Origin of the sequence: Streptomyces sp. NPDC008163, assembly GCF_042956885.1 — a bacterium.
Taxonomy (GTDB): domain Bacteria; phylum Actinomycetota; class Actinomycetes; order Streptomycetales; family Streptomycetaceae; genus Streptomyces; species Streptomyces drozdowiczii_A.
This window is the reverse complement of sequence record NZ_JBIBHG010000004.1, coordinates 216,956-240,779: the sequence shown is the minus strand read 5'-3', so window position 1 is coordinate 240,779 and position 23,824 is coordinate 216,956. Positions and strand designations below refer to the sequence as shown.

The window sequence follows — 23,824 nt, the reverse complement described above, 5'->3', positions numbered from 1 at the left end:
GGCGTCGACCTCGCGACGGCTTCCGCAAGGGGGAACTTCCGCTGAGCATCGAGGCGTTCGTGCAGCGGCATGCTTCCGCCGCTCCGGCAGCGCCTCAGCGCGCTCCGTCACCACCTGCGGAATTCGTCGCGGAGTGCCACCGGGCGATCGTGCGCAGGCCCGCCCGCGCCAGCTCGGCGTACTGCCCCGGACACTCCCACAGTTCACGTCCGGCGAGCTCCGGGGGGACCACCGGTTCCGGGTGGTCCGCGGGCGCGTAGAGGTGCAGAACCGCGGCGCGGCGGTCCGCGACCGCGGACCATGGGTGGATGCGGTGGTCGCACGAGGCGTCGAGGTCGATGGTCTCCAAGGCGGCCTGCATGGCGTGCGCGTAGGAGGGCGGCAGCCCTTCGTACGAGTTCTGGACGACCATGCGCAGGCACAGCATCACGCCGATCCGTTCGTCCTCCGCGACCTGTCCGGCCAGCCAGCGCCGGGCGCACCACAGCCCTACCGGACCGGCGTTGTCCTCCCAGGTACGGGCGAGCGCGTCCTGGACGGCGGGGAAGTCGATGCGGCCGTCGTCGAGGAACGCGGTATCGAGGCCGGAGACATCGATCTCACCGAAGAGCCTCCTGGCGCCCATGTGGACGGTCCCGGCGGCCTGGTCGGCGAGATCGGTCAGGAAGGCCGGGCAGTCCAGAACGGCCAGTTCGGCGTCCTCGATTTCGTAGTCCTCGGCCAGGAGTTGCCTTCCGGCCTCGGTCAGCAGGCTCACGCCGTACTCGACCAAGTGCTCGGGGTCGTCGCCGAGAACGTCGTCCGGATGGCCTTCCGGGCAGTGGCACACGGCCGGGGCGAGAGTCACCCGGATGCTGTCCAGCACATCGGCGTAGGTGTCGAGAAGACGACGGTCGAGGACGCGGCCGGACGCGGCGTACCAGGACGTGGCGAGAAGGAGCACGGTGAAGCCGGACACCTCTCGGAGCCCCGCGGGTGTGTCGCGCCGGCCGAGGGCCTCAGCAGCGTCCGCTGCGAGGGCCGTCAGTGCCTCCGCCGGATCGACGGAGGGATAGTCACAGACGATCCCGCTCAGATCGGATGCGAGTTCGGCATGGCTCTCGGGAAGCGCAGGCAATTGATCGTTCATGCCCTGGACCGACGCACGCGACACCCGGAGGGTTCCGTCGCAGGCCACCTCCACGCGCGCGAAGCCCTGCCCCTCCGGCCATCTGCCGCAGCGTGACTGGAAGCATCTGCCCATGGACACGTTCGCAGACCGACTGGACGCCGGGTGGGCATGGTGGGACGCAGCCGTCGAAGAGGCACAGCAGGGGCGGTGGGTCCGTGACGCCGTGGAGCGGCAGGTGATCCTGGACATCGGCGCCGCCACCAACCCACTTCACGGTGGGCGGGCGGCCCCGTTCACGGAGGACTCGTGGCACATGCGCCTGGGGAGGATCGCGAACTGGGCCGGAGTGCTGCGGCTCGCGGCGCGGGCGGGCGGCTGGGTGCTCCAACCGGTCGCCGGGCGCAACCCGCCGCCCCGTGCCGGAATGACCGCGTTGCTGTCCGGCATCTACGTGGTGGCCGAGCAGGGGGAGATCTGGATGGGCCGGCTCCTGGCGGGCGAACTGCCCCCGGAGTACGAGGTGTCGAAAGCCGAGGCATTCTTCAACGGGCCCGGATCCATCGAGGACCTCAAGCTCTTCTTCTACGACTAGACGTCGTCGGAGGCCGTCGCTGAATCCGACAGCGGACCGCCCGGTGCGCGGCCCCGGAATTCATCCGGGGCCGCGCACCGGGCGGTTACCCCTGTCCGGTCACCGACCGGTGGTGACTCCGGTTCAGACGGGCTGCGGATGGCCTCCGTCGCCCTCGACCACGAGCCGGTCGGTGCCGGGAGCCTCTGCCCCCTCGACCACGGTCACATCGATCACCCCGTCGCCGGTGGTGTCGAATTGGTAGAGGTCGGCTTTGCCGTCACCGGTGGTGTCCGTCATCCAGACGTCGGGCTTACCGTCCCCGTTGGTGTCGGCGCTGAGGACGACATGGTGCTCGTCCCCCTGCGTAGGAACCACTTCCGCACTTCCCTCATTGGCGTCCATGAACGCCGGTTGCCCCTGCACCGCCTTCCGAAACCGCGGCGTACGCCGGCGGCCGGCCGATCCTTCGGTCGCCGCCACCCCTCATCGATCTGCCTGGTGATCTGACTCACATGCTGTCACAGGGGCCTGTCACGCGGTGTCTTGTGCGCGGAACGCTCGAATCGAGGGAGACACCATGGCTGAGAGCACCGAGGCGGTAGTGATCGGCGGCGGTTACGCCGGCGTCATGGCGGCGAACCGCCTGACCCTGCGAGGCGACGTGAACGTGACGTTGATCAATCCGCGACCGGCCTTCGTCCACCGAGTCCGCCTGCACCAGTTGGTGGGCGGGACCGACGCCGCCGTCGTCGAGTACCAGGAGGTCCTGGCGCAGGGGGTGCGGTTGGTGGTCGACAGCGTGACGAGGATCGACGCGGCCGGGCGCGGTGTGGAGCTGGGGAACGGAGGCCGGATCGGCTACGACCACATCGACGGCCGCCTCGGCGCAAAGATGAAGGAGGGGGTGTGCAAGGGCATCGTGAAGCACCTGGCCGACGAGGCGCACAAGCCCGGCGGTTACACCCTGCACCGCATGAAGGGCGGTTCGGGGCGCCGGCGGGCGCTGGAGACCCTGAGGGCCGAAGTGCCCAACGTGGGTGTGGGCGAACGGAATTCCTAGACGCGGGCGGGCCCGGGGGAAGATGATCACGGCATGAATGATGATCACGCCGTAGACCGGGCGACCGGGATATTCGTCGCGCATCGCAACCTGCTCTTCACTGTCGCGTACGAGATGCTGGGCTCGGCCGCCGATGCCGAGGATGTCCTGCAGGAGACCTGGTTGCGGTGGGTCGACGTCGAGTTGGAGCAGGTGCGCGACCAGCGCGCGTACCTGGTCCGGATCACGACTCGGCAGGCGCTCAACCGGCTGCGCGCGATGTCCCGGCGCAAGGAGTCGTACATCGGCCCGTGGCTGCCGGATCCCCTGCTGACCACGCCCGACGTGGCTGAGGACGCCGAGCTCGCCGAGAGCGTGTCGATGGCGGTGATGCTGGTCCTGGAGACGCTGTCGCCGACCGAGCGGGCCGTTTTTGTGCTGCGCGAGGTCTTCGACGTCGGTTACGACGAGATCGCCGCAGCAGTCGACAAGACCCCGGCGGCCGTCCGCCAGATCGCACACCGGGCCCGTCGTCACGTCGATGCCCGGCGCCCGCGCACGGTGGTTTCCCGGAGCGAGACCCAGGCGGCTCTGGAGTCGTTCCTGCGGGCCCTGGAAGGCGGGGACCTGCAGGGCCTGCTCGACGTGCTCGCGCCCGAAGTCGTCTACATGGGTGACGGCGGGGGTGTGAAGCACGCCGCGTTGAGGCCGATCGTCGGAGCGGACAAGGTGGCGCGCCTGTTGGCCGGCAGCCTGGGCAGGAGCAGCGTCCCGCCTGTCTTCGGCCCCACGGTGGTCAACGGCGGCCCGGCGCTGACGATCCACCTGGACGGAGAGCTGGACGCCGTCATCGCGGCTCGTGCGGAGGACGGCCGCATCACCGGTCTCTACGTCGTCCGCAACCCGGAGAAGCTGTCCCGCATCACGTCCGAGACCCCGCTCACCCTGCGATGAACTGCCAGTAATACACCGATCTGCCTCTACGAAAGGTCATTTCATGGAATCCCTCCGCTACACGTTCCTCGTCTTCCACCTCTTCGGATTCGCGGCGCTCCTGGGCGGCATCTTCTACCAGGTACGGGGAAAGGACCCGGTGGCCGGCAGCTACATGGTGACCAGCGCGGTCATCCAGCTCGTCACGGGCGCCGGGTTGATCTGGACCCGCACATCCATGGACCTGCCCGTGCCGCACGCCAAGATGGGCGTGAAACTGGCCCTGGACCTCCTGGTGGCGGTGGCGGCGCTGATAGGCATGCGCAACAGACAAGCATGGGCCTTCTACGCCGTCGCGACCTTCACAGCAGCTGCGGCGGTCGTGGCAGTCGTATGGCAATAGCCGCACCACCACAGCCCGTTCCGGGCCGCGCGGAATCGGGCGGACGGTTCGCCGGCGCGGCGAGCGCTCGCACCGGCCGGAATACGGACTCATGGCCGCCGGTTGGCGCAGAGCGTGCATGATCTTCGAGAGTCCGACACCGGCATACACCCACTCCTCGCAAGGCGCTTCAGCCCCTATCGGTTCGACCGGTCGGCAGTCGTCGACGACCGCGCCCTCGAGCTGCTGCTGGAAGCCGCGCGGTGGGCACCGTCGGCGGGGAACTCCCAGCCTTGGGGCTTCTTCACCGGCAGGCACGGTGAGCCGGAGCATGACCGGGTGCTGCCCTACCTCGCGCCGAGCTCGGCCTCCTGGGCGAAGGAGGCGAGCCTCCTCATCGTGACGCTGACGCGCCGATACGTCGAGGACTCGCAGGTGGTCTACTCCGAATTCGCGGACTACGACCTTGGCCAAGCCGTCGCCCATATGACGGTTCAGGCCCAGGCCATGGGACTCGCCGCGCACCAGTTCCGGGCCTTCGACCTGGAAGGGCTCGCCACAGAGCTGAACCCGGACCCGGGTTGGGCGATCGTTTCCATGGTGGCGGTGGGCAAGGCGGCGGATGGGCCTTCAGCACTCCGCGACCGGCGCAGCGTCGCGCATCTGCGCTCCGCTCCCTGGTCGCTGGTCGGCGACGGGGACACGGACCTCGTCGCCAGTGGGCCCGGTTAGGCCCGCGCCGGTCGGACCGGGACGCCCGCATACTCGATGTCTGCGGGCGTCCCGCCGACGCGGCGAGGCGCTGCAGCCGGGGTGGTGGGCGCGGCCGGGCTACTCGAAGCGCGAGATGTCGCCGGCTCCCTTGCGTACGATCTCCAGCTCGCCGCCCGAGAAGTCGATGACCGTCGTCGGCTCCGTACCGCAGTCGCCGGAGTCGATGACGATGTCCACCTCGTGGTCCAGGCGCTCCTTGATCTCCCAGCCCTGGGTGAGGGGTTCGGCCTCGTCGGGCAGCAACAGCGTGCTGGAGAGCAGCGGTTCGCCCAGCTCGGCCAGGAGCGCCTGCACGACCGGGTGGTCCGGGATGCGCACGCCGACGGTCTTCTTCTTGGGGTGCAGCAGCTGGCGCGGCACCTCCTTCGTGGCCGGCAGGATGAAGGTGTACTGGCCGGGCGTCGACGCCTTGACCGTACGGAACACGTCGTTGTCGATGTGCACGAACTGCCCGAGCTGGGCGAAGTTCTGGCACATCAGCGTGAAATGGTGGCGGTCGTCGAGGTCGCGGATCGCCCGGATGCGGGACAGGCCGTCCCGGTTGCCGAGCTGACACCCGAGTGCGTAGCAGGAGTCCGTCGGATACGCGACGAGCGACCCGGAGCGGATGCTTTCGGCCACGTTGGTGATGGTGCGCTGCTGGGGATTTTCGGGGTGTACGTCGAAATACTTCGCCATCCGGCGAGTCTACGGCCGGGCGTGCGAACGGTTCCCGGAGAAGCGGATTGTCCGGCCCCCCGGGCGGGCAGGACAACCGTTTCGAGTGGCGGTCGCCGTTCAAACCTCCCGGCCGCTCCCGGCCGCGCGATGCTCGTTGTGCATCATGCATGATACGTGCATCGTGCACACATTCCGTGGTATATGTGTACAGAGAGGTCGCCGTCCCGGTGGGGGAGGTGTGCCGCAGTCGTAGGGAGCCTTGCGTGGACATGCCTGTGGACCGGATCGAGTTCGAGACGATGCTGCTCGGCCGGCACATGAGCCTGCTCACCTCGCGCGGCGGCGGCCGGCTCGACCGGAGCGCGTACATCCTCCTCAGCCGCATCCGGGTCCAGGGCCCGATGTCCATCGGCCAACTGCACGACGCGTTCGGCCTCGACACCTCGACCCTGAACCGGCAGACCGCCGCGATGCTCCGGGCCGGTGTGGTCGACCGCATCGCCGACCCGGACGGCGGGATCGCGCGCAAGTTCGTCATCACGGACGAGGGCGAACGCCGCCTCGACAAGGACCGGGCCGAGAACCGCGAGGGGCTGCAGCGGGTCCTCGCCGAGTGGACCCCGGAGGAGGCCGCCCGCTTCGCGGACGACCTGGCCCGCCTCAACCGCGACATCGAACGCCTGGACGGGCGGCCGTGGCCGCGCGACTGAGCCGTACGGCGGGGCGCGTGCGCGGCGTGAAGCGGAGCTGCGGTCCCGCTTAAGAAAACCTCGATGGACCTGGGGCGCGGGGTACGGCAGATTTCTCCGTGACGGCGGAGGATGGTGCGCGGCAGCCGGTGCGAGCGCGCTGCCATGCCGTCCCTCTCATCCTTCCCCGGGCCGCAGGCTTCCTCAGGCATGCCCCCGGCCCGGGGAGCTCAACGCCGTACAGGGAGCCGCAGCCGTGAAGGCACTCGTGAAGCAGAAGGCCGAGCCCGGGCTCTGGCTGATGGACGTCCCCGAGCCCGAGACCGGCCCCGGCGACGTACTGATCAAGGTCCTGCGCACCGGCATCTGCGGGACCGACCTGCACATCCGCAACTACGACGGCTGGGCGCAGCAGGCCATCACCACCCCGCTCGTCCTCGGCCACGAGTTCGTCGGCGAGGTCGCCGCGATCGGCCCGGACGTGGCCGACATCGCCGTCGGCGACCTGGTCAGCGGCGAGGGCCACCTCGTCTGCGGCAAGTGCCGCAACTGCCTGGCCGGCCGCCGCCACCTCTGCCGCTCCACGCTGGGCCTGGGCGTCGGCCGCGACGGTGCCTTCGCCGAGTACGTCGCGCTGCCCGCCTCCAACGTGTGGGTGCACCGGGTCCCCGTCGACCTCGACGTCGCCGCGATCTTCGACCCGTTCGGCAACGCCGTGCACACCGCGCTGTCCTTCCCGCTGGTCGGCGAGGACGTCCTGATCACCGGTGCGGGCCCGATCGGCATCATGGCCGCCGCCGTCGCCAAGCACGCCGGCGCCCGCAACGTCGTCATCACCGACGTCAGCGAGGCCCGCCTCGAACTGGCCCGCAAGGTCGGCGTCAGCCTGGCGCTCAACGTCGCCGACTCGACCATCGCGGACGGCCAGAAGGAGCTGGGCCTGCGCGAGGGCTTCGACATCGGCCTGGAGATGTCCGGCCGCCCCGAGGCGATGCGCGACATGATCGCGAACATGACGCACGGCGGCCGGATCGCCATGCTCGGACTCCCCTCCGAGGAGTTCGCCGTGGACTGGGCCCGGATCGTCACCTCGATGATCACGGTCAAGGGCATCTACGGCCGCGAGATGTACGAGACCTGGTACGCCATGTCCGTGCTGCTGGAGGGCGGCCTCGACCTCGCCCCCGTGATCACCGGCCGGTACGGCTACCGCGACTTCGAGGCGGCCTTCGACGACGCGGCGAGCGGGCGCGGCGGCAAGGTCATCCTCGACTGGACCGTCTGACCTCCTCACCTCTTTAAGGAATCCGGCATGTTCGACTCCGTACGCGACGACCTGCGCACCACCCTCGAAGAGATCGAGGCGGCCGGGCTGCACAAGCCCGAGCGCGTCATCGGCACCCCGCAGTCCGCGACCGTGGCCGTCACCGCGGGGGGCCGCCCCGGCGAGGTGCTGAACTTCTGCGCCAACAACTACCTGGGCCTCGCCGACCACCCCGAGGTGATCGCCGCCGCGCACGCGGCGCTGGACCGCTGGGGCTATGGCATGGCCTCGGTCCGCTTCATCTGCGGCACCCAGGAGGTCCACAAGGAGCTGGAGCAGCGGCTCTCCTCCTTCCTGGGCCAGGAGGACACGATCCTCTACTCCTCCTGCTTCGACGCCAACGGCGGCGTGTTCGAGACGATCCTCGGCGCCGAGGACGCGGTCATCTCCGACGCCCTCAACCACGCCTCGATCATCGACGGCATCCGCCTGTCCAAGGCCAAGCGCTTCCGCTACGCCAACCGCGACATGGCCGACCTGGAGACCCAGCTCAAGGAGGCGTCCGGGGCCCGGCGCCGGCTGATCGTCACTGACGGCGTCTTCTCCATGGACGGTTACGTCGCGCCGCTGCGCGAGATCTGCGACCTGGCCGAGCGCTACGACGCCATGGTCATGGTGGACGACTCGCACGCCGTCGGCTTCGTCGGCGCCGGCGGCCGCGGTACGCCGGAGCTGCACGGGGTCATGGACCGCGTCGACATCATCACCGGCACCCTCGGCAAGGCGCTCGGCGGTGCCTCCGGCGGTTACGTCGCGGCCCGCGCCGAGATCGTCGCCCTGCTGCGCCAGCGCTCGCGCCCGTACCTCTTCTCGAACTCGCTCGCCCCGGTCATCGCCGCCGCCTCCCTCAAGGTCATCGACCTGCTGGAGTCCGCCGGCGAGCTGCGCGAGCGGCTCAACGCCAACACCGCGCTCTTCCGCACCCGGATGACCGAGGAGGGCTTCGACATCCTGCCCGGCGACCACGCCATCGCCCCCGTCATGATCGGGGACGCGGCGAAGGCAGGCCGGATGGCGGAGCTGCTCCTGGAGCGCGGTGTGTACGTGATCGGGTTCTCGTACCCGGTCGTCCCCCAGGGCGCGGCCCGCATCCGCGTCCAGCTCTCCGCGGCGCACTCCACGGCGGACGTGAACCGCGCGGTCGACGCGTTCGTCGCGGCGCGCGCCGAGCTGGAGGGCTGAGGGGCGGTCCCCGAGCGGTCGCGGGGGCGGTCAGGGCGCCCCCGCGACCTGGGACAATGGGTCACATGATCGATGCCCGGCGGCTGCGCGTGCTGCGTGCCGTGGCGGACCACGGCACGGTGACCGCCGCGGCCGCCGCCCTGTACCTGACCCCGTCCGCCGTCTCCCAGCAGCTCGCCGCCCTGGAGCAGGAGACCGGCCACCGGCTCGTGGAACGCGGCTCCCGGGGCGCCAGGCTCACCCCGGCCGGCGAGATCCTGCTCACCCACACCAATGCGGTCCTGGCCCAGCTGGAACGGGCGGAGGCCGAGCTCGCCGCGTACGGCTCGGGCGAGGCCGGTACGGTCACGGTCGCCGCGTTCGCCACCGGCATCGGCCTGGTGCTCGCCCCCGCCATCGCCGCGCTGAGCCGGACCGCCCCCGGCATCAAGGTCCGCGTCCAGGACGCCGAGGGCGACGCGAGCGTCCCCATGGTCCTGGACCGCCAGGTCGACGTCGCCGTCGCCGTCGAGTACCGGGGCGCCCCCGGCGAGGACGACCGCCGGCTCACCCGCGTACCGCTCTACTCGGAGCCGTTCGACGCCGTGCTCCCGGTGGAGCACCGGCTGGCCGGCCAGGAGCAGGTGGCTGTCGCCGAGCTGGCCAAGGACGCCTGGATCGGGCCCTACCCCGGCAACCCCTGCCACGACGTGGTGGTCCTGGCCTGCGAGTACGCCGGATTCGCCCCGAACCTCGAACACTCCTCGGACGACTTCCACGCGGTCGTCGCCCTCGCCGGAGCGGGGGCCGGAGTGGCCCTGGTGCCGCGCACCGCCCTGCGCGGCATGCCGCTGACCGGTGTGGTGGTCCGCCCGGTGCGCGGGACCGCCCCCACCCGCCGGGTCTTCGCGGCGGTCCGCCGGGGCGCGGAGGCCCACCCGCTGATCGCACCGGTCCTGGAAGCGCTGGCGGGCGCGGCGGGCTGAGCGGCGCTGCCCCGCCTCCCGCCCCCGCCGCCCGGCGTCCCCCCCCGTCACGCCGGCTGGAGCAGGTCCCAGCGGTTGCCGTACAGGTCCTCGAAGACCGCGACCGAGCCGTAGACCTCGTGGCGCGGCTCCTCCAGGAAGCGCACCCCGGCCGCCGTCATCCGGGCGTGGTCGGCCGCGAAGTCCTCGGTGTGCAGGAAGAAGCCGACCCGGCCGCCCGTCTGGGCGCCGACGCTCGCCGCCTGCGCCTCGTCCCTGGCGCGGGCCAGCAGCAGCCCGGTGCCCTCGGCGCCCCGGGGCCGCACCACCACCCAGCGCGAGCCGTCGCCCCGGTCGGTGTCCTCGACCAGGTCGAAGCCGAGGGCGCCGGTGTAGAAGGAAAGGGCCTCGTCGTAGTCGCGGACGACCAGCGTGACCAGGGCGATGTGCGGCATGGAACTCCTCGTGGTGCGGCAGGGCGGCGGGGCGCCGGCCCCGGGCGCGACACTAGCCGCATGGACCTCCCCGACCTCACCGCCCGCGCGCACCGCCTCGCCCGCACCGGCGGCCGGCGCGTCCTCGGCATCGCAGGGCCGCCCGGAGCCGGCAAGTCGACCCTGGCCGGGCGGATCGCCGACGCGCTCGGCCCGCTCGCCGCCCTCGTGCCCATGGACGGCTTCCACCTGGCCCGGGCGGAGCTGGAACGGCTCGGCCGGGCGGACCGCAAGGGCGCGCCCGACACCTTCGACGCCGCCGGATACGCCGCCCTCCTGCGCCGGCTGCGCGCCCCCGAGCCCGGGACCGTCGTCTACGCCCCCGCCTTCGACAGGGCCCTGGAGGAACCGGTCGCCGGGGCGATCCCCGTATCCCCGGACGTCCCGCTCGTCGTCACCGAGGGCAACTACCTGCTGTACGGGGAAGGGCCCTGGGCCCCGGTGCGCGGGCTGCTGGACGAGGCGTGGTACCTGGACCCCGACGACGCGGTGCGCGTGCCCCGGCTCGTCGCGCGCCATGTGCGGTACGGGAAGGGCCGGGCCGAGGCCGAGCGCTGGGTGGCGCGGTCCGACGAGGCCAACGCCCGGCTCGTCGCGGCCGGCCGCGACCTGGCCGACCTCGTCGTCCGCTAACCCGCTCGCGCACGCACCGGGGGCCGGGCAGGATGGGGAGGGCCGTCCCGTGCCGTCAGGAGGACCCGCATGTCCAGCACCAGCCAGCCCGTGCCGTTCACCGCCGACGACTACCGGGCCAGGATGGCGAGGGCTGCCGAGAGCGCTGCCGGGGCCGGGCTCGCCGGGGTGCTCGTCGCACCGGGGCCCGACATGGTCTACCTGACGGGCTACGCGCCGCCCGCCGACACCGAACGCCTCACCCTCCTCGTCCTCGCGGCGGACCGGGACCCCGTCCTCGTCGTACCGACCCTGGAGGCACCGGACGCGGAGAAGGCCGTCGGCGCCCCCGCCCTGACCCTGCGCGACTGGACGGACGGCAAGGACCCGTACGAGGTCACCGCCCCGCTGCTGGACGGGCAGGGCCGCTTCGGGATCAGCGACAACGCCTGGGCGATGCACCTGCTCGGCCTCCAGCAGCGGCTGCCCGGCACCTCGTACGCCTCGCTCACCCAGGCGCTGCCGATGCTGCGCGCGGTGAAGGACGCCCATGAGCTGGAACGGCTCGCCGCCGCCGGGGCCGCCGCCGACGCAGCCTACGAGGAGATCCTGAAGGTCCGCTTCTCCGGCCGGAAGGAGACCGAGGTCGCCGCCGACCTGGCCCGGCTGCTCACCGAGCACGGGCACTCCCAGGTGGACTTCACCGTCGTCGGCTCAGGCCCCAACGGCGCCAACCCGCACCACGAGGCGGGGGAGCGCACCATCGAGCACGGCGACATGATCGTCCTCGACTTCGGCGGTCTCAAGCACGGCTACGGCTCCGACACCTCCCGTACCGTCCACGTCGGCGAGCCCACCGCCGAGGAGCAGCGGGTCCACGACATCGTGCGCGAGGCGCAGCAGGCCGGCTGCGCGGCGGTGCGCCCCGGCGCCGCCTGCCAGGAGATCGACCGGGCCGCCCGCGCCGTCATCACCGAGTTCGGCTACGGGGAACGCTTCATCCACCGCACCGGCCACGGCATCGGCGTCACCACCCACGAACCGCCTTACATGATCGAGGGCGAGGAGCAGCCGCTGGTGCCCGGCATGTGCTTCTCGGTGGAGCCCGGCATCTATCTGCCGGGCCGGTTCGGCGTCCGCATCGAGGACATCGTGACCGTCACCGAGGACGGCGGGCGCCGGCTCAACGCCACCGCCCGCGAACTCGCGATCGTGGAGTGACGCCGGTCAGTCGTCGGCCAGCACCACGCAGGACTCCGGCGGCAGGTGCAGCGTCCCGTCCGGGCCCGGCGGGTCCACCGGCAGCCACGCGGCCAGCACCCGCCCCGGACCGCCCCGGTGCCGCCCGTTGCCCAGCGGGATCGCGGCGGGCCCCCCGCCGAGGTTGACCGCGATCCTCAGGTCGCCCCGGCGCACCGCGAGCCACCGCGCCCCGTCGTCGTACGCGGCCTTGACGCTTCCCAGGTCCGGGTCGCGCAGGTCCGGCAGGGTGCGGCGCAGGGCGATCAGCTCGCGGTACCAGGCGCACAGCCGGGCGTGCGGCTCGCGGTGGAGCTCGTCCCAGTCCAGGCAGGAGCGGGCCCGGGTGGCCGGGTCCTGCGGGTCCGGGATGTCCTCCTCCGCCCAGCCGTGCGCCCCGAACTCCCGCCGCCTGCCCGTGCGTACGGCCTCCGCCAGCTCCGGGTCCGTGTGGTCGGTGAAGAACTGCCACGGTGTGCGGGCGCCCCACTCCTCGCCCATGAACAGCATCGGCGTGAAGGGCCCGGTCAGCACGAGGGCCGCCGCGCAGGCCAGCAGCCCGGGGGAGAGGGAGGCGGCGAGCCGGTCGCCGAGGGCCCGGTTGCCGATCTGGTCGTGGGTCTGGGCGTAGCCGACGAAGCGGTGGGCGGCGCTGCGGGTGACGTCGACGGGGCGGCCGTGCGTACGGCCCCGAAAGCTGGAGTACGTGCCGTTGTGGAAGAAGGCGCTCGTCATCGTCTTGGCGAGCCCGGCCAGCGGGGCGGCCGCGAAGTCCGCGTAGTAGCCCTGGGACTCGCCGGTGAGCGCGGTGTGCAGGCAGTGGTGGAAGTCGTCGTTCCACTGCGCGTGCAGCCCGAGCCCGCCCTCCTCGCGCGGGGTGGTGGTGCGCGGGTCGCACAGATCGGACTCCGCGATCAGCGGCAGCGGGCGCCCCAGCTCGGCGGCGAGCGCGTCGGCCCCGGCGGACAGCTCCTCGAGATACGTCAGCGCCCGCGTGTCGGCCAGGGCGTGCACCGCGTCGAGCCGCAGCCCGTCGAGCCGGTAGTCCCGCAGCCAGGCGAGCGCGCTGCCCAGCAGATACGCCCGCACCTCGTCGGAGCCCGGCGCGTCCAGATTCACCGCCGCGCCCCACGGGGTGTGGTGCGTCTCGGTGAAGTACGGGCCGAACGCGGGGAGGTAGTTCCCGGACGGGCCCAGATGGTTGTGGACGACGTCCAGGACGACGGCGAGCCCGAGACCGTGCGCCGCGTCGACGAAGCGCTTGAGTCCCTCGGGGCCGCCGTACGGCTCGTGGACGGCCCACAGCGACACCCCCTCGTACCCCCAGCCGTGCACCCCCGGGAACGGGCACACCGGCATCAGCGACACATGGGTGACGCCCAGCTCCGCGAGATGGCCGAGCCGGGCCGCCGCCGCGTCGAAGGTGCCCTCCTCGGTGAACGTGCCGGTGTGCAGCTCGTAGAGGACCGCGCCCGGCAGCTCGCGCCCCGCCCACTCCGAGCGCCAGACGAACGCGTCGTGGTCGACCACCGCCGACTCGCCGTCGGGGCCGTCCGGCTGGCGCCGCGAGCGCGGGTCGGGGCGCACCGGACCGCCGTCCAGGGCGAAGCCGTACCGGTCGCCGTCCGCCGCCTCGGCCTCGGCGGTCCACCAGCCGGGCCGGTCCGGATCGGGCTCCATGGGCCGCAGTTCGCCCGCCAGCCGCAGCGCGGCCGACCCCGCGTCGGGTGCCCATACCTCGAACAACATGCAGCACTCCCTCGGTCCCGGGGCCGTGCGCCCCGGGACCATCGTGCTACGACGACCAGGCAGCCGTCAGTCGTCCCACACCATGTCGAAGGCGCGCTCGAAATTGACGTAGCCCAGCCGGGCGAACGCCCTCGCCATCGGCACATTGCCCAGGTCCGTCGCCGCCCGGATGCGCTCCACCCCGTCCTGCGCGGCCAGTATCCGCGTCCCCTCGGCGAGGATGTCGTCGATGTAGCCGTGACCGCGGTGAGCGGGCAGCACACCGATGTACGCGATGATCGGGTTGTAGCTGTTGCGGGCCGGGATCACGAAGCCGACCGGCTCGCCGTCCGGGAGTTCGGCGATACGCCACCACTCACGGGGCGTGGCGTACCCGGCCAGTTCCTCGTCGTAATGCTTCTCGGCGGCCAGACGCGGCGTCAGGTCCGTCTGCCCGTGCGCGTCGAGGGTCCCCTCCATCACGGGCGTCATCAGCGCGAGCAGGTCCTCGCGCCCCTCCACCGCCCGGAACCGCAGTCGCCCGCTCGCGGCGGGCACCGGGGTCCCCGCGCGCCACTCCAGGCGCAGCCGCTCCACCAGCATCCGGGCCCCGGTGCGCTCCATGACCCGGATCCGGGCCTCGACCGCCTCGCGGACGGCCGGGTCCTCACGCCAGTCGGGCGGCACGAACCGCCCGTACTCGGGGCGGGGCGCCCCGGCCGGGACCACGGCGGCCGTCGCCGTCTCGACCAGGCGCAGCCCGGCCTCCTCGCGCTCGGCGGGCGGCAGGGTGTCGTCCAGGTCGAAGAAGTCGAGCAGCAGCGGCGCCGCGCCGTCCCTGCTCCACCAGGCGATCCGCGCGACCACCCGGTCGCCGCGCAGCGCCACCCACATCCATTCCGGGCGGCGTCGGCCGGTGGCGAGGTCGTCGGCCAGTTCGTGGTCGAGGACGTAGGGGAGTTCGAGGAAGAGCTTCAGCTCCCCGGGGCCGGCCAGCGGACGGATGGTCAGTTCAAGCGGTGCGTCGGGCACTGAGCTCCAAAGACGAAGGGCGCGTCACGGCGGTCTCCGGACGACAGCGGCAGACCCTAGCAACGTTCCCCACGGGCCGCCCCTGGATATCCGGTGCAGGTCAGAGGGGCCGGAAACCGGGGTTCTTCTGGACACCCCGGGCCCGTCGGACCGACAATCGAGCCGTGACGTCCCCGTTCGAGTACCACACGCCCACCGCGCGCCTGTCCGACGCGCAGCGCGACCGTGTTCTCGGTGTGCTCAGGGAGGGCGCCGCCCAGGGCAGGCTCTCCCAGGACACCTTCATGCAGCGCATGGAGGTGGCACTGACGACCAGCCGCCCCGAGGAGCTGGAAGCCCTCACCAAGGACCTGGAGCGCGAGGGCCGTTGGTCCCGGCAGCTGCTGCGCGCCGTCGGCGGGGTCTCCGGCTTCCCCGAGCGGGTCCGCCGGGCCTGGCGGGCGGAGCGGCTGCCCAAGCTGCTGCTCCCCGCCCCCAGCCCGACCCCCCTGGTCATCGGCCGCGACCCGGGCAGCGGGCTGCGGCTCAGCCACGAGACCGTCTCCCGGGCGCACGCGGAGCTGACCGCGCACGGCGACCGCTGGCTGCTGCGGGACCTCGGCTCGACCAACGGCACCTGCGTCAACGGGCAGCGGGTCACCGGCACGGTCCCGGTGCGCGAGGGGGACCAGGTGAGCTTCGGCCGCATGATGTTCCGCCTCTCCGCGCCGACGCTCCGGCCGCCCGGGTAGGACCCGCCCTCACGCCTGCTGGTGCAGCCCCCGGCCCGCCAGCGTGAGGAAGGACTCGCCGATCGCCTCGGAGAGCGTCGGGTGCGGGTGGATGTGCTGGGCCACGTCGAAGGGTTCGGCGTCCCAGCCCACGATCAGCTGGGACTCGGCGATCATCTCGGAGACGTGCGGCCCGACCAGGTGCACGCCGAGCACCCGCCCGTCCCGCTCGGCGACCACCTTCACCATGCCGCCCTGCCCGTGCACCATGCCCTTGGCGACGGCGGTCAGCGGCATGGTGTTGACGACGACGTCGTGGCCCGCCTCGCGCGCCGCCGCCTCGGAGAGCCCCACCGCCGCCGTCTGCGGTGCCGAGTACGTGACCCGGGGCACCGCGTCGTAGTCCACCGCCGCCGTACGCCGCCCCGCCAGGGTCTCCGCGACCAACAGCCCCTCCGCGAACGAGGCATGGGCGAGCCCGAGGGACGGCGGCGGCAGCAGATCGCCGACCACGTGGATGCCCGGCACCGAGGTCTCCAGCCGCGACCAGTCGGCGGGTGCCACGTACCCCCGCTCATCGGCGGCCACCCCGGCGGCGGCGAGCCCCAGCCCGTCCGTCACCGGCATCCGGCCCACCGCCACCAGCAGCCGCTCGGCCTCCACCGTCACGGTCTCGCCGCGCGGGGTGCGGAGCGTGGCCCGTACCCCGTCGTCGAGGAGCACCGTCTCCAGCAGCCGCGTCCCGGTCCGCACCTCGATGCCCCTCTTCTTCAGCCCCCGGGTCAGGTGGCGGGACACCTCCGCGTCCTCCAGCGGGACCAGCCGGTCCGCCGCCTCCACCAGGGTCACCCGCGCCCCCATCGACCGGTGCAGCGAGGCGTACTCCACACCGATCGCGCCGCCGCCCAGCACCAGCACCGAATCCGGCAGACCGGGCGCGAACAGCGCGTCGTCACTGGTCACCACCCGCCGCCCGTCCGCCGCCAGGCCCGGCAGCATCCGGGGCCGCGACCCCGTCGCGAGGACGATGCCGCGCCGGGCGGCCACCTCCCCGTACCCCTCGATCCGCACCGTGCGCGGCCCGGTCAACTCGGCGCTTCCCGGCACCACTTCCACGTCCGCGTGCGCCAAGTGGGCCTGCACGCCCCGGTGGTTGCGTGCCACGATGTCGTCCCGGGTGGCGACCAGCGCCGGCCAGTCCACCGAATCCAGCACCGCCTTCACCCCCCACCGCTCACGCGCCTCCGCGATGCCGTCGACCAACTCGGCCGCGTGCAGCATCGCCTTGCTCGGGATGCAGCCCCGGTGCAGACAGGTCCCGCCCACCTTGTCGCGCTCCGCGAGGACCACGCTCAGCCCGAGCCCGGCCGCCCGCAGCGCCGTCGAATAACCCCCGGTACCGCCGCCGATGACGACGACGTCCGCTTCCCGCATCCGCTGCTCCTGTGTCATGGCTCCCACCCTCCGCCCGGCCCTTGCCATGAGTCCAAGGCAATGTTTGTGTGGTTTCCATGCAGGGAGCTCATGGCAGGAGGGCGCGATGAGCCTGAGGCAGATGGAGTACTTCGTGACCGTGGTCGAGGAGGCGTCCTTCACCCGGGCCGCCGAGCGGCTGCACGTCACCCAGCCCGCGCTCTCCCACCAGATCAAGGCCCTGGAGCGGGCCGTCGGCGGGCCCCTGCTCGAACGGCTGCCGCGCGGGGTCCGGCTCACCGCGATGGGCCGCGCCTACCTGCCGCACGCCGAACGCTCCGTGCGCAGCGCCGCCCAGGCCCGCCGCGCCGCGCGCGCCGCCGCCGGTGCGCAGGGCGGCGAACTCCACATCGCCACCGTCCACGCCATCGCCGTCGGCATCCTCCCCGACGTCTTCGCCCGCTGGCGCACGGCCCACCCCGGCGTCGCCCTCGTCCTGCACGAGTACGCCACCACCGAGGCCCTGGAGGACCAGATCGAACGGGGCACCGCCGACCTCGCCGTCGGCCCGCCGCCCGCCCGCTGGAGCGGTCCGGTCGTCCCCGTCGGCGCGGAGGACATCGTCCTCGTCGTCCCCTTCGACGACCCGCTCGCCGGCCGCACCTCGGTCCGCCTCCAGGAACTCGCGGACCGCTTCTGGGTGCGCTGCGCCATGGAACCGCTCGTGGACGGGACCCCCTTCCTCGACCGGGCCTGCGCCCGCGCCGGTTTCAGCCCCCGTACGGCGGTGCGCACCGAGCACACCTCGACGGCGGTGCGCATGGCGGCGGCCGGGGTCGGCGTCGCCACCGCCCCCGCCCACGTCGTACGGGGAGCGGTCGGCGAGGACTGCGCCCTGCTCACCGTGGACCCGGCCTGGCGCCGCGAGCTCGCCGTCTTCTCCCGCGTCCCGCTGAGCGGCGCGGCCGCCGCCTTCACCGATCTGCTGGCCGACGCCCGGAGCAGCGGCGAGGCGGTCGCCGTGTCACCTGAACGGCCGCGCGCCGACTGCGACGCGACCGTTCAGGTGATGCCCTGAGAAGGACCGCGCCGTCCACCGGCGTACCGACTCGCCCGGGGGAACCGCCATGCAGGCAGACGCGCCCCGAGACATACCCGCCCCGACCACCTCGCCCGAGCCACGCGCCCGCGCCACCCGCTCCGCCGGGTCCCGCAGGACCGGCCGGGCCTGCACCGGGCCCAGCCTCCTCGCGCGCGGCGCGGCCCGGGACCCGTACCGCTTCTACCGGATGCTGCGCGAGCAGTACCCGCTCAGCTACGACGCGCCCCTCGGCGCCTGGCTGGTCAGCCGGTACGACGATGTGACCACCGCTCTCGCCGACCCCCGGTTCACCGGCTTCCCGCAGGACGGGGCGCCCCGGGGCGGGCCCGCGCCGCTCGGCCTGTGCCACGGCAGCCCGCGCTGTCTGCCCGCCGACCGCTACACCGTGGTGACCGGCACGGTCCCGGACCGGCTCGCCGAGCGCGTGGAGCGCACCGCCTTCGTGCTCGCCCGGCGGATCGCCCGCTCCGCCCGGGCCGACCTGGTCGAGGAGTTCTGCCGCTGGCTGCCCGCCGCGCCGGCCGGTGACGGGCCGTGCGCCCGGGACGCCGCCCTGCGCCGGACCGCGCTCGCCTCGCTCCTCGCCAATCTGCTGGACGACCCCGACCTGCTGGCCGCCCTGCGCGTCGAACCCGCGCTCACCGGCCGGGCCTGGACGGAGTCGCTGCGCCGGGACCCGCCGGTCCAGGTCGTCCTGCGCCGCACGGTCGCCGAGGTCGCCCTCAGCGGGGGCACCCTCCCCGCGCGGGCGCCCGTCGCCTGCCTCGTCGGGGCCGCCGCACGCGACCCGCAGCGGTTCGCTGCGCCGGACGCCTTCGACCCGTTCCGCCCGGACCAGGACCGCACGCTGACCGGCCCGGCGGGCTGCCCGGCCGTGTCGCTCAGCCGCCTGGAGGCCGAACAGGGGCTGCGCGCCCTGCTCGACGCGATGCCCCGGCTCCGCTGGGCGGAGGGCTTCCGCCCGGCCGCCACGGGCCTGCTCACGAGGGGCCCGCGCTCCCTCCTCGTCCGGCCGGGCTGAGGTCCGGTCGTCGAACCGCGGGCGACAACGGCAGTTCGACGACCGGCCCTGAGCCCTCAGCCCCGTACCAGCAACGCCACCGGCCGGTCCGCGAACAGTTCCGCCACCTCCGCCGTGCCGCCCGTGAACGCGCGGCCCGGCGCGAGGAGGTCGCGCCACACGCCGTCGTCCGGCAGGGCCAGCCGTGTGCCTCGCCAGCCGCCCGACTCGGCGAGCCGCAACGACAGCCGGGTCACCGCCGTGACGACCTCCCCGGAGCGGCAGAAGGCCACGCAGTGCGAGGCCGCCGGGCCCGAGGCGCGCAGCGGGGCGTACGTGCCCGACTCGCCGAACACCGCGGGCCGATCCCGGCGCAGCCGCAGTGCCGCCCGCGTCAGCTCCGCCTTCTCGTCGGCGGGCGCGTCCGGCGACGGCTCCGTGAACGGCCGCCGGTTGTCCGGGTCGACCAGCGCCAGATACGCGCGCTCGGTGCCCTGGTAGAGGTCCGGCACCCCCGGCATCGTCAGGTGCACCAGGGCCGCGCCCAGCGACTGCGCCCGCACATGGGCGGCCAGCGGGGCGGCGAACTCCTCCACCAGGGCCCGCACCGGACCGGTGTCCGCGGCGGGTCCGGCGGCGACGAAGTCCGACGCCAGCCGCTCGTACACCGGATCGGGCTCCGTCCAGCTGGTGAACAGGCCCGACTCGCGCACCGCCTTCAGCAGCGCCGGCTCCAGCCGCGCAGCCCGCTCCTCGGCCGGGATGCCCGCGCAGCCGACCGCCGTCTGCCACGCCTGCCAGGCCAGCTGTGGATCGGGCGCGGGCTGGGCGGACCGCCCGAGCCCCGCCACCAGACCCGCCCACCGCCCGGGGCACTGGGACAGCACCGCGATGCCCGCCCGCACTTCGGCGCTGCGCTTCGTGTCATGCGTCGTCAGGGCCGTCCCGGTGGCGGGCCAGTCGCGGGCGATGCGGGTGCAGAAGGCGTGGAAGTCCTCCGGGCCGACCGCCGGGTGTCCCGGGTCGCCGCCCACCTCGTTCGCCGAGATCAGCGGCAGATAGCGGTAGTACGCGGTGTCCTCGACCGCCTTCGCGCGCAGCGCGGACGAGGTCTGCGCGAACCGGGCGCAGAACGCCGCCCGGTCCGCGCCGCCGCCGAGCCGCCCGAGCGCCAGGTCCCGCACCACGTCGACGGCCGACGCCTCGTCGCGTACCGCGAACGCCGCCTTGGCGTCGCTCACCGTCGTCGCGTCGAGCGTCGCCTCGGCCGCGTCGGTGCAGGGCCCGCCCGCCGTCACGTACGGGCGGTAGACCGGGACGCGGACCAGCAGCTCACGCACGGCGGTGCGCAGCGCCCAGGGGGCGTGGTCGCGCAGCGCGGGGTCCCCGGCGCAGATCCGGGAGGCGAGGCGGGTCAGCAGCTCGGTCTCCGCCGCCAGTTCATGGGTGACGACGCGGTACGCGGCCCGGCGCACGGTCGCCGTCCAGTAACCGCCCCGGTCGTCGGCCGGGGACGCCGCCTCGTGGTAGTGGCCGAGCAGTTCGGCGGCGCCCTGGGGGTCGGTGAAGAGTCCGTCGATCCGGTACAGCGCGTCGTAGCCCGTGGTCCCGGCGACGGCCCAGCCGGCCGGCAGCGGCTCGGCGCCGGTGAGGATCTTCTCCACCACCGTCCACACCCCGCCGCTCGCCCCGGAGAGCCGTTCCAGATAGCCGGCCGGGTCGGCGAGGCCGTCCGGGTGGTCGATCCGCAGACCGTCCACCACCCCGTCCCGGACCAGTTCGAGGATCTTGCCGTGGGTGGCGGCGAAGACCTCCGGGTCCTCCACCCGCACCCCGATCAGCTCCGAGATGGTGAAGAACCGGCGGTAGTTCAGCTCGGTGCGGGCCAGCCGCCACCAGCCGAGCCGGTAGTGCTGGGCGTCCAGCAGCTCCGGCAGCGGAAGGCCGGCGGTGCCTTCGCGGAGCGGGAACTCCTGCTCGCCGTAGCGCAGCACCTCGCCGTCGACCCGCATCCGCGCCATCTCGTCGCCGATCCGGCCGCCCAGCACCGGCAGCAGCACCCGCCCGTCACCGGCCGCCCAGTCGATGTCGAACCAGCGGGCGTACGGAGAGTCCGGGCCCTCGCGCAGCACCTCGCGCAGGGCGTGGTTGTGGACGGGGTCGGCCGCCATGTGGTTGGGCACGATGTCCAGGACCAGGCCGAGCCCGTGCTCCCGCGCGGTGCGCGCGAGGCGCCGCAGCCCCTCCTCGCCTCCCAGCTCGTCCCGTACCCGGCCGTGGTCGGTGACGTCGTAGCCGTGCCGGGAGCCCGGCACCGCTTCCAGGACCGGGGAGAGATGCAGATGGGAGACGCCGAGGGAGGCCAGGTACGGCACGGCGTCCTCGGCGGCGCGGAACGGGAACTCCGGCTGGAGCTGGAGCCGGTACGTGGCGGTAGGCGTCATGAAGACCTTCGTACCCACATCGGGGCCGCCTGTGTCACCCTGCCCGGCACAAGGGCACGACGGGGTGACACGGGCGGCCCCGCGCGACCGGTCAGGCCGGGCGCTGGAGCACCACCATGCTCCGGCCCACCAGCGTCACCCGGTCGCCCGCCGCCACCTTCGGCCCGGCCCCGGGCAGCACCCCGGCCGGGCGCGCGGTGTCCACGACGGCGTGCCACTGCCGGCCGTGGTCGACGGGCACGGCGAATTCCAGCGTCTCGGCGCTCGCGTTGAACATCAGCAGGAACGAGTCGTCGGAGATCCGCTCCCCGCGCGGCCCCGGCTCCGAGATGGCGCTGCCGTTCAGGAACACCGTCAGGGCCTTCGCGTGGGCGGCCTGCCAGTCCCGCTGGGTCATCTCCTGGCCCTCGGGCGTGAACCAGGCGATGTCGGACAGCTCGTCGTGCGTGCCCTCCACCGGGCGGCCGTGGAAGAACCGGCGGCGGCGGAAGACCGGGTGGTCGCGGCGCAGCCACACCATCGCCCGGGTGAACTCCAGCAGGCTCATGTCCTCGGCGGCGCCACCCGCCCCCTCGCCCTCGTCCGCGCCGTCCTCGCCCACGGCGGCGGAGGGCTCGGGCCAGTGCACCCACGACAGCTCGTTGTCCTGGCAGTAGGCGTTGTTGTTGCCCTGCTGGGTACGCCCGAACTCGTCGCCGTGACTGAGCATCGGCACGCCCTGCGACAGCATCAGGGTGGCGATGAAGTTGCGCATCTGACGCTCGCGCAGCTCCAGCACCTCGGGCCGGTCCGTCTCGCCCTCGGCGCCGCAGTTCCACGACCGGTTGTGGCTCTCGCCGTCCCGGTTGCCCTCGCCGTTGGCCTCGTTGTGCTTGTCGTTGTACGAGACCATGTCGTGCAGCGTGAAGCCGTCGTGGCAGGTGGTGAAGTTGATCGAGGCCAGCGGGCGCCGCCCGTCGTCCTGATACAGGTCCGATGAGCCGGTCAGCCGCCCGGCGAACTCCGCCAGCGTCCGGGGCTCGCCCCGCCACAGGTCGCGGACCGTGTCCCGGTACTTGCCGTTCCACTCGGTCCACAGCGGCGGGAAGTTCCCCACCTGGTAGCCGCCCTCGCCGACGTCCCACGGCTCGGCGATCAGCTTGACCTGGCTGACCACCGGGTCCTGCTGCACCAGGTCGAAGAACGACGACAGCCGGTCCACCTCGTGGAACTGCCGGGCCAGCGTGGCCGCCAGGTCGAAGCGGAAGCCGTCCACATGCATCTCGGTCACCCAGTACCGCAGCGAGTCCATGATCATCTGGAGCACGTGCGGTGACCGCATGAGCAGCGAGTTCCCGGTGCCCGTGGTGTCCATGTAGTACCGCTGGTCGTCGGTCAGCCGGTAGTACGAGGCGTTGTCCAGCCCCCGGAAGGACAGTGTGGGCCCGAGGTGGTTGCCCTCGGCGGTGTGGTTGTAGACCACGTCGAGGATGACCTCGATGCCCGCCTGGTGCAGGGCGCGCACGGCCTGCTTGAACTCCAGGACCTGCTCGCCCCGGTCGCCCCAGGAGGCGTACGCGTTGTGCGGGGCGAAGAAGCCGATCGTGTTGTAGCCCCAGTAGTTGGCGAGCCCGGCGTCCGCGAGCCGGTGGTCCTGCACGAACTGGTGCACCGGCATCAGCTCGATCGCCGTGACGCCGAGCTCCGTCAGATGGGCGATGATCTCCGGATGCGCCAGCCCGGCGTAGGTGCCGCGCAGCTCCTTCGGCAGCCCCGGATGGAGCATCGTCAGGCCCTTCACATGGGCCTCGTAGATCACCGTGCGGTGGTAGTCCGTACGGGGGCGCCGGTCGTCGCCCCAGTCGAAGTACGGGTTCACCACGACCGAGGTCATGGTGTGGGGGGCGGAGTCGAGGTCGTTGCGCGCGTCGGGCTTCCCGAACGGGTAGCCGTAGACCGCCTCCCCCCACTTGATCTGCCCGGACACCGCGCGGGCGTACGGGTCGAGGAGCAGCTTGGCGGAGTTGCACCGGATGCCGTGCTCCGGTTCGTACGGTCCGTGCACGCGGAAGCCGTAGCGCTGACCGGGCATCACCCCGGGCAGATACGCGTGCCGGACGAACGCGTCGGTCTCTCTCAGCTCCACCGCCGTCTCGGAACCGTCGTCGTGCAGAAGGCACAACTCGATTCGGTGGGCGGCCTCCGAGAAGACCGCGAAATTGGTCCCGGCGCCGTCGTACGTGGCACCGAGCGGATACGCCTGTCCCGGCCACACCTGCATGGATTCGACTCTTCCCGTCCTGCCGCGGTCGCCCTGGGGGAGTGCGGGCCGCCTGGTCCCCGGGCCAGATCTTCCCCGAAAGACCGCCCCTTACCTAGGACGTCGGCCGGTCGGTCAACCTCGTGCCTCTCCGCGTCGCCCGGATCCGGCCTCCGGCCGGCCCCTCGCCCGGGCTGTC

General features: G+C 72.8%; 22 protein-coding genes and 1 pseudogene. 14 read left to right on the top strand and 9 right to left on the bottom strand.

Annotated features, from left to right (window positions below):
• Nucleotides 1–94 precede the first annotated feature (94 nt).
• Complete coding sequence (locus ACFZAT_RS11595) at nucleotides 95–1,129, bottom strand: hypothetical protein (protein WP_391263173.1); 1,035 nt, start codon at nucleotides 1,127–1,129, stop codon at nucleotides 95–97.
• A gap of 112 nt (nucleotides 1,130–1,241) precedes the next feature.
• Here ACFZAT_RS11595 and ACFZAT_RS11590 point away from each other — a divergent pair, with 112 nt between their 5' ends.
• A complete protein-coding gene (locus ACFZAT_RS11590) occupies nucleotides 1,242–1,703 on the top strand; it encodes a hypothetical protein (RefSeq protein ID WP_391263171.1) in 462 nt (153 codons plus the stop codon).
• 123 nt (nucleotides 1,704–1,826) lie between these two features.
• Here the strand turns inward: ACFZAT_RS11590 and ACFZAT_RS11585 are convergent, their stop codons facing one another.
• On the bottom strand, nucleotides 1,827–2,087 hold the full coding sequence (locus ACFZAT_RS11585) for a hypothetical protein (RefSeq protein ID WP_391263169.1): 261 nt from the start codon (nucleotides 2,085–2,087) through the stop codon (nucleotides 1,827–1,829).
• A 175-nt stretch (nucleotides 2,088–2,262) separates the two neighbouring features.
• Here ACFZAT_RS11585 and ACFZAT_RS11580 point away from each other — a divergent pair.
• The 4 genes and pseudogenes from ACFZAT_RS11580 to ACFZAT_RS11565 form a co-directional block, all read left to right on the top strand.
• Nucleotides 2,263–2,574, top strand: a pseudogene (locus ACFZAT_RS11580) (FAD-dependent oxidoreductase); the annotation flags it as partial.
• 204 nt (nucleotides 2,575–2,778) lie between these two features.
• On the top strand, nucleotides 2,779–3,678 hold the full coding sequence (locus tag ACFZAT_RS11575; RefSeq protein WP_391263167.1) for an RNA polymerase sigma-70 factor: 900 nt from the start codon (nucleotides 2,779–2,781) through the stop codon (nucleotides 3,676–3,678).
• Between the two features lie 43 nt (nucleotides 3,679–3,721).
• Nucleotides 3,722–4,060: a hypothetical protein gene (locus ACFZAT_RS11570; protein WP_391263164.1), complete on the top strand. Its 339-nt coding sequence runs from the start codon at nucleotides 3,722–3,724 to the stop codon at nucleotides 4,058–4,060.
• Nucleotides 4,061–4,162: 102 nt separating this feature from the next.
• Nucleotides 4,163–4,771, top strand: a complete 609-nt coding sequence (locus ACFZAT_RS11565; RefSeq protein ID WP_391263162.1) for a nitroreductase family protein — start codon at nucleotides 4,163–4,165, stop codon at nucleotides 4,769–4,771.
• Nucleotides 4,772–4,870: 99 nt separating this feature from the next.
• Here ACFZAT_RS11565 and ACFZAT_RS11560 read toward each other — a convergent pair whose 3' ends face one another.
• On the bottom strand, nucleotides 4,871–5,491 hold the full coding sequence (locus tag ACFZAT_RS11560) for an L-threonylcarbamoyladenylate synthase (RefSeq protein WP_391263160.1): 621 nt from the start codon (nucleotides 5,489–5,491) through the stop codon (nucleotides 4,871–4,873).
• Nucleotides 5,492–5,736: 245 nt separating this feature from the next.
• Here ACFZAT_RS11560 and ACFZAT_RS11555 point away from each other — a divergent pair, with 245 nt between their 5' ends.
• From ACFZAT_RS11555 to ACFZAT_RS11540, 4 genes are all read left to right on the top strand, one after another.
• Nucleotides 5,737–6,183, top strand: coding sequence for a MarR family winged helix-turn-helix transcriptional regulator (locus ACFZAT_RS11555; protein WP_265539748.1), 447 nt, complete (start codon nucleotides 5,737–5,739; stop codon nucleotides 6,181–6,183).
• A gap of 235 nt (nucleotides 6,184–6,418) precedes the next feature.
• Nucleotides 6,419–7,447, top strand: coding sequence for an L-threonine 3-dehydrogenase (tdh, locus tag ACFZAT_RS11550; protein WP_391263158.1), 1,029 nt, complete (start codon nucleotides 6,419–6,421; stop codon nucleotides 7,445–7,447).
• A 27-nt stretch (nucleotides 7,448–7,474) separates the two neighbouring features.
• Nucleotides 7,475–8,668 (top strand): glycine C-acetyltransferase, encoded by a 1,194-nt coding sequence (locus ACFZAT_RS11545; protein WP_391263156.1) that lies wholly within the window; start codon nucleotides 7,475–7,477, stop codon nucleotides 8,666–8,668.
• Nucleotides 8,669–8,733: 65 nt separating this feature from the next.
• The gene (locus ACFZAT_RS11540; protein ID WP_391263154.1) at nucleotides 8,734–9,633 is read left to right on the top strand and encodes a LysR substrate-binding domain-containing protein; all 900 of its coding nucleotides are present in this window, start codon (nucleotides 8,734–8,736) and stop codon (nucleotides 9,631–9,633) included.
• A 47-nt stretch (nucleotides 9,634–9,680) separates the two neighbouring features.
• On the opposite strand, the gene ACFZAT_RS11535 is transcribed toward ACFZAT_RS11540, so the two are convergent.
• A complete protein-coding gene (locus ACFZAT_RS11535) occupies nucleotides 9,681–10,067 on the bottom strand; it encodes a VOC family protein (RefSeq protein ID WP_391263151.1) in 387 nt (128 codons plus the stop codon).
• A 60-nt stretch (nucleotides 10,068–10,127) separates the two neighbouring features.
• Here ACFZAT_RS11535 and ACFZAT_RS11530 point away from each other — a divergent pair, with 60 nt between their 5' ends.
• Both ACFZAT_RS11530 and ACFZAT_RS11525 read left to right on the top strand, forming a co-directional pair.
• Nucleotides 10,128–10,739, top strand: a complete 612-nt coding sequence (locus tag ACFZAT_RS11530) for a nucleoside/nucleotide kinase family protein (RefSeq protein ID WP_391263149.1) — start codon at nucleotides 10,128–10,130, stop codon at nucleotides 10,737–10,739.
• A 69-nt stretch (nucleotides 10,740–10,808) separates the two neighbouring features.
• Nucleotides 10,809–11,939, top strand: coding sequence for a M24 family metallopeptidase (locus ACFZAT_RS11525; RefSeq protein WP_391263147.1), 1,131 nt, complete (start codon nucleotides 10,809–10,811; stop codon nucleotides 11,937–11,939).
• A gap of 6 nt (nucleotides 11,940–11,945) precedes the next feature.
• Here ACFZAT_RS11525 and treZ read toward each other — a convergent pair whose 3' ends face one another.
• Nucleotides 11,946–13,706, bottom strand: coding sequence for a malto-oligosyltrehalose trehalohydrolase (gene treZ, locus ACFZAT_RS11520; RefSeq protein WP_391263145.1), 1,761 nt, complete (start codon nucleotides 13,704–13,706; stop codon nucleotides 11,946–11,948).
• A gap of 66 nt (nucleotides 13,707–13,772) precedes the next feature.
• Nucleotides 13,773–14,717, bottom strand: coding sequence for a GNAT family N-acetyltransferase (locus ACFZAT_RS11515; RefSeq protein WP_391263143.1), 945 nt, complete (start codon nucleotides 14,715–14,717; stop codon nucleotides 13,773–13,775).
• Between the two features lie 164 nt (nucleotides 14,718–14,881).
• On the opposite strand from ACFZAT_RS11515, the gene ACFZAT_RS11510 reads away from it, so the two are divergent.
• Nucleotides 14,882–15,448, top strand: coding sequence for an FHA domain-containing protein (locus ACFZAT_RS11510; RefSeq protein WP_391263141.1), 567 nt, complete (start codon nucleotides 14,882–14,884; stop codon nucleotides 15,446–15,448).
• 9 nt (nucleotides 15,449–15,457) lie between these two features.
• Here ACFZAT_RS11510 and lpdA read toward each other — a convergent pair whose 3' ends face one another.
• A complete protein-coding gene (gene lpdA / locus ACFZAT_RS11505) occupies nucleotides 15,458–16,879 on the bottom strand; it encodes a dihydrolipoyl dehydrogenase (RefSeq protein WP_391263139.1) in 1,422 nt (473 codons plus the stop codon).
• A gap of 88 nt (nucleotides 16,880–16,967) precedes the next feature.
• On the opposite strand from lpdA, the gene ACFZAT_RS11500 reads away from it, so the two are divergent.
• Together ACFZAT_RS11500 and ACFZAT_RS11495 are read left to right on the top strand one after the other, a co-directional pair.
• Nucleotides 16,968–17,918, top strand: a complete 951-nt coding sequence (locus ACFZAT_RS11500; RefSeq protein ID WP_391263137.1) for a LysR substrate-binding domain-containing protein — start codon at nucleotides 16,968–16,970, stop codon at nucleotides 17,916–17,918.
• A 49-nt stretch (nucleotides 17,919–17,967) separates the two neighbouring features.
• Nucleotides 17,968–18,963, top strand: coding sequence for a cytochrome P450 (locus ACFZAT_RS11495; protein WP_391263135.1), 996 nt, complete (start codon nucleotides 17,968–17,970; stop codon nucleotides 18,961–18,963).
• Between the two features lie 56 nt (nucleotides 18,964–19,019).
• Here the strand turns inward: ACFZAT_RS11495 and treY are convergent, their stop codons facing one another.
• Nucleotides 19,020–21,386, bottom strand: a complete 2,367-nt coding sequence (gene treY, locus ACFZAT_RS11490; RefSeq protein WP_391263133.1) for a malto-oligosyltrehalose synthase — start codon at nucleotides 21,384–21,386, stop codon at nucleotides 19,020–19,022.
• 91 nt (nucleotides 21,387–21,477) lie between these two features.
• Nucleotides 21,478–23,646 (bottom strand): glycogen debranching protein GlgX, encoded by a 2,169-nt coding sequence (gene glgX, locus ACFZAT_RS11485; protein ID WP_391263132.1) that lies wholly within the window; start codon nucleotides 23,644–23,646, stop codon nucleotides 21,478–21,480.
• Between the last annotated feature and the right edge of the window lie 178 nt (nucleotides 23,647–23,824).

Excerpts from the sequence above, each read along its gene's own strand:
- ACFZAT_RS11595 (WP_391263173.1), bottom strand. The coding sequence starts at position 1,129 with ATGAACGATCAATTGCCTGCGCTTCCCGAGAGCCATGCCGAACTCGCA.
- ACFZAT_RS11590 (WP_391263171.1), top strand. The coding sequence starts at position 1,242 with ATGGACACGTTCGCAGACCGACTGGACGCCGGGTGGGCATGGTGGGAC.
- ACFZAT_RS11585 (WP_391263169.1), bottom strand. The coding sequence starts at position 2,087 with ATGGACGCCAATGAGGGAAGTGCGGAAGTGGTTCCTACGCAGGGGGAC.
- ACFZAT_RS11575 (WP_391263167.1), top strand. The coding sequence starts at position 2,779 with ATGAATGATGATCACGCCGTAGACCGGGCGACCGGGATATTCGTCGCG.
- ACFZAT_RS11570 (WP_391263164.1), top strand. The coding sequence starts at position 3,722 with ATGGAATCCCTCCGCTACACGTTCCTCGTCTTCCACCTCTTCGGATTC.
- ACFZAT_RS11560 (WP_391263160.1), bottom strand. The coding sequence starts at position 5,491 with ATGGCGAAGTATTTCGACGTACACCCCGAAAATCCCCAGCAGCGCACC.
- ACFZAT_RS11545 (WP_391263156.1), top strand. The coding sequence starts at position 7,475 with ATGTTCGACTCCGTACGCGACGACCTGCGCACCACCCTCGAAGAGATC.
- ACFZAT_RS11540 (WP_391263154.1), top strand. The coding sequence starts at position 8,734 with ATGATCGATGCCCGGCGGCTGCGCGTGCTGCGTGCCGTGGCGGACCAC.
- ACFZAT_RS11535 (WP_391263151.1), bottom strand. The coding sequence starts at position 10,067 with ATGCCGCACATCGCCCTGGTCACGCTGGTCGTCCGCGACTACGACGAG.
- ACFZAT_RS11530 (WP_391263149.1), top strand. The coding sequence starts at position 10,128 with ATGGACCTCCCCGACCTCACCGCCCGCGCGCACCGCCTCGCCCGCACC.
- ACFZAT_RS11525 (WP_391263147.1), top strand. The coding sequence starts at position 10,809 with ATGTCCAGCACCAGCCAGCCCGTGCCGTTCACCGCCGACGACTACCGG.
- treZ (WP_391263145.1), bottom strand. The coding sequence starts at position 13,706 with ATGTTGTTCGAGGTATGGGCACCCGACGCGGGGTCGGCCGCGCTGCGG.
- lpdA (WP_391263139.1), bottom strand. The coding sequence starts at position 16,879 with ATGACACAGGAGCAGCGGATGCGGGAAGCGGACGTCGTCGTCATCGGC.
- ACFZAT_RS11500 (WP_391263137.1), top strand. The coding sequence starts at position 16,968 with ATGAGCCTGAGGCAGATGGAGTACTTCGTGACCGTGGTCGAGGAGGCG.
- ACFZAT_RS11495 (WP_391263135.1), top strand. The coding sequence starts at position 17,968 with ATGCAGGCAGACGCGCCCCGAGACATACCCGCCCCGACCACCTCGCCC.
- treY (WP_391263133.1), bottom strand. The coding sequence starts at position 21,386 with ATGACGCCTACCGCCACGTACCGGCTCCAGCTCCAGCCGGAGTTCCCG.
- glgX (WP_391263132.1), bottom strand. The coding sequence starts at position 23,646 with ATGCAGGTGTGGCCGGGACAGGCGTATCCGCTCGGTGCCACGTACGAC.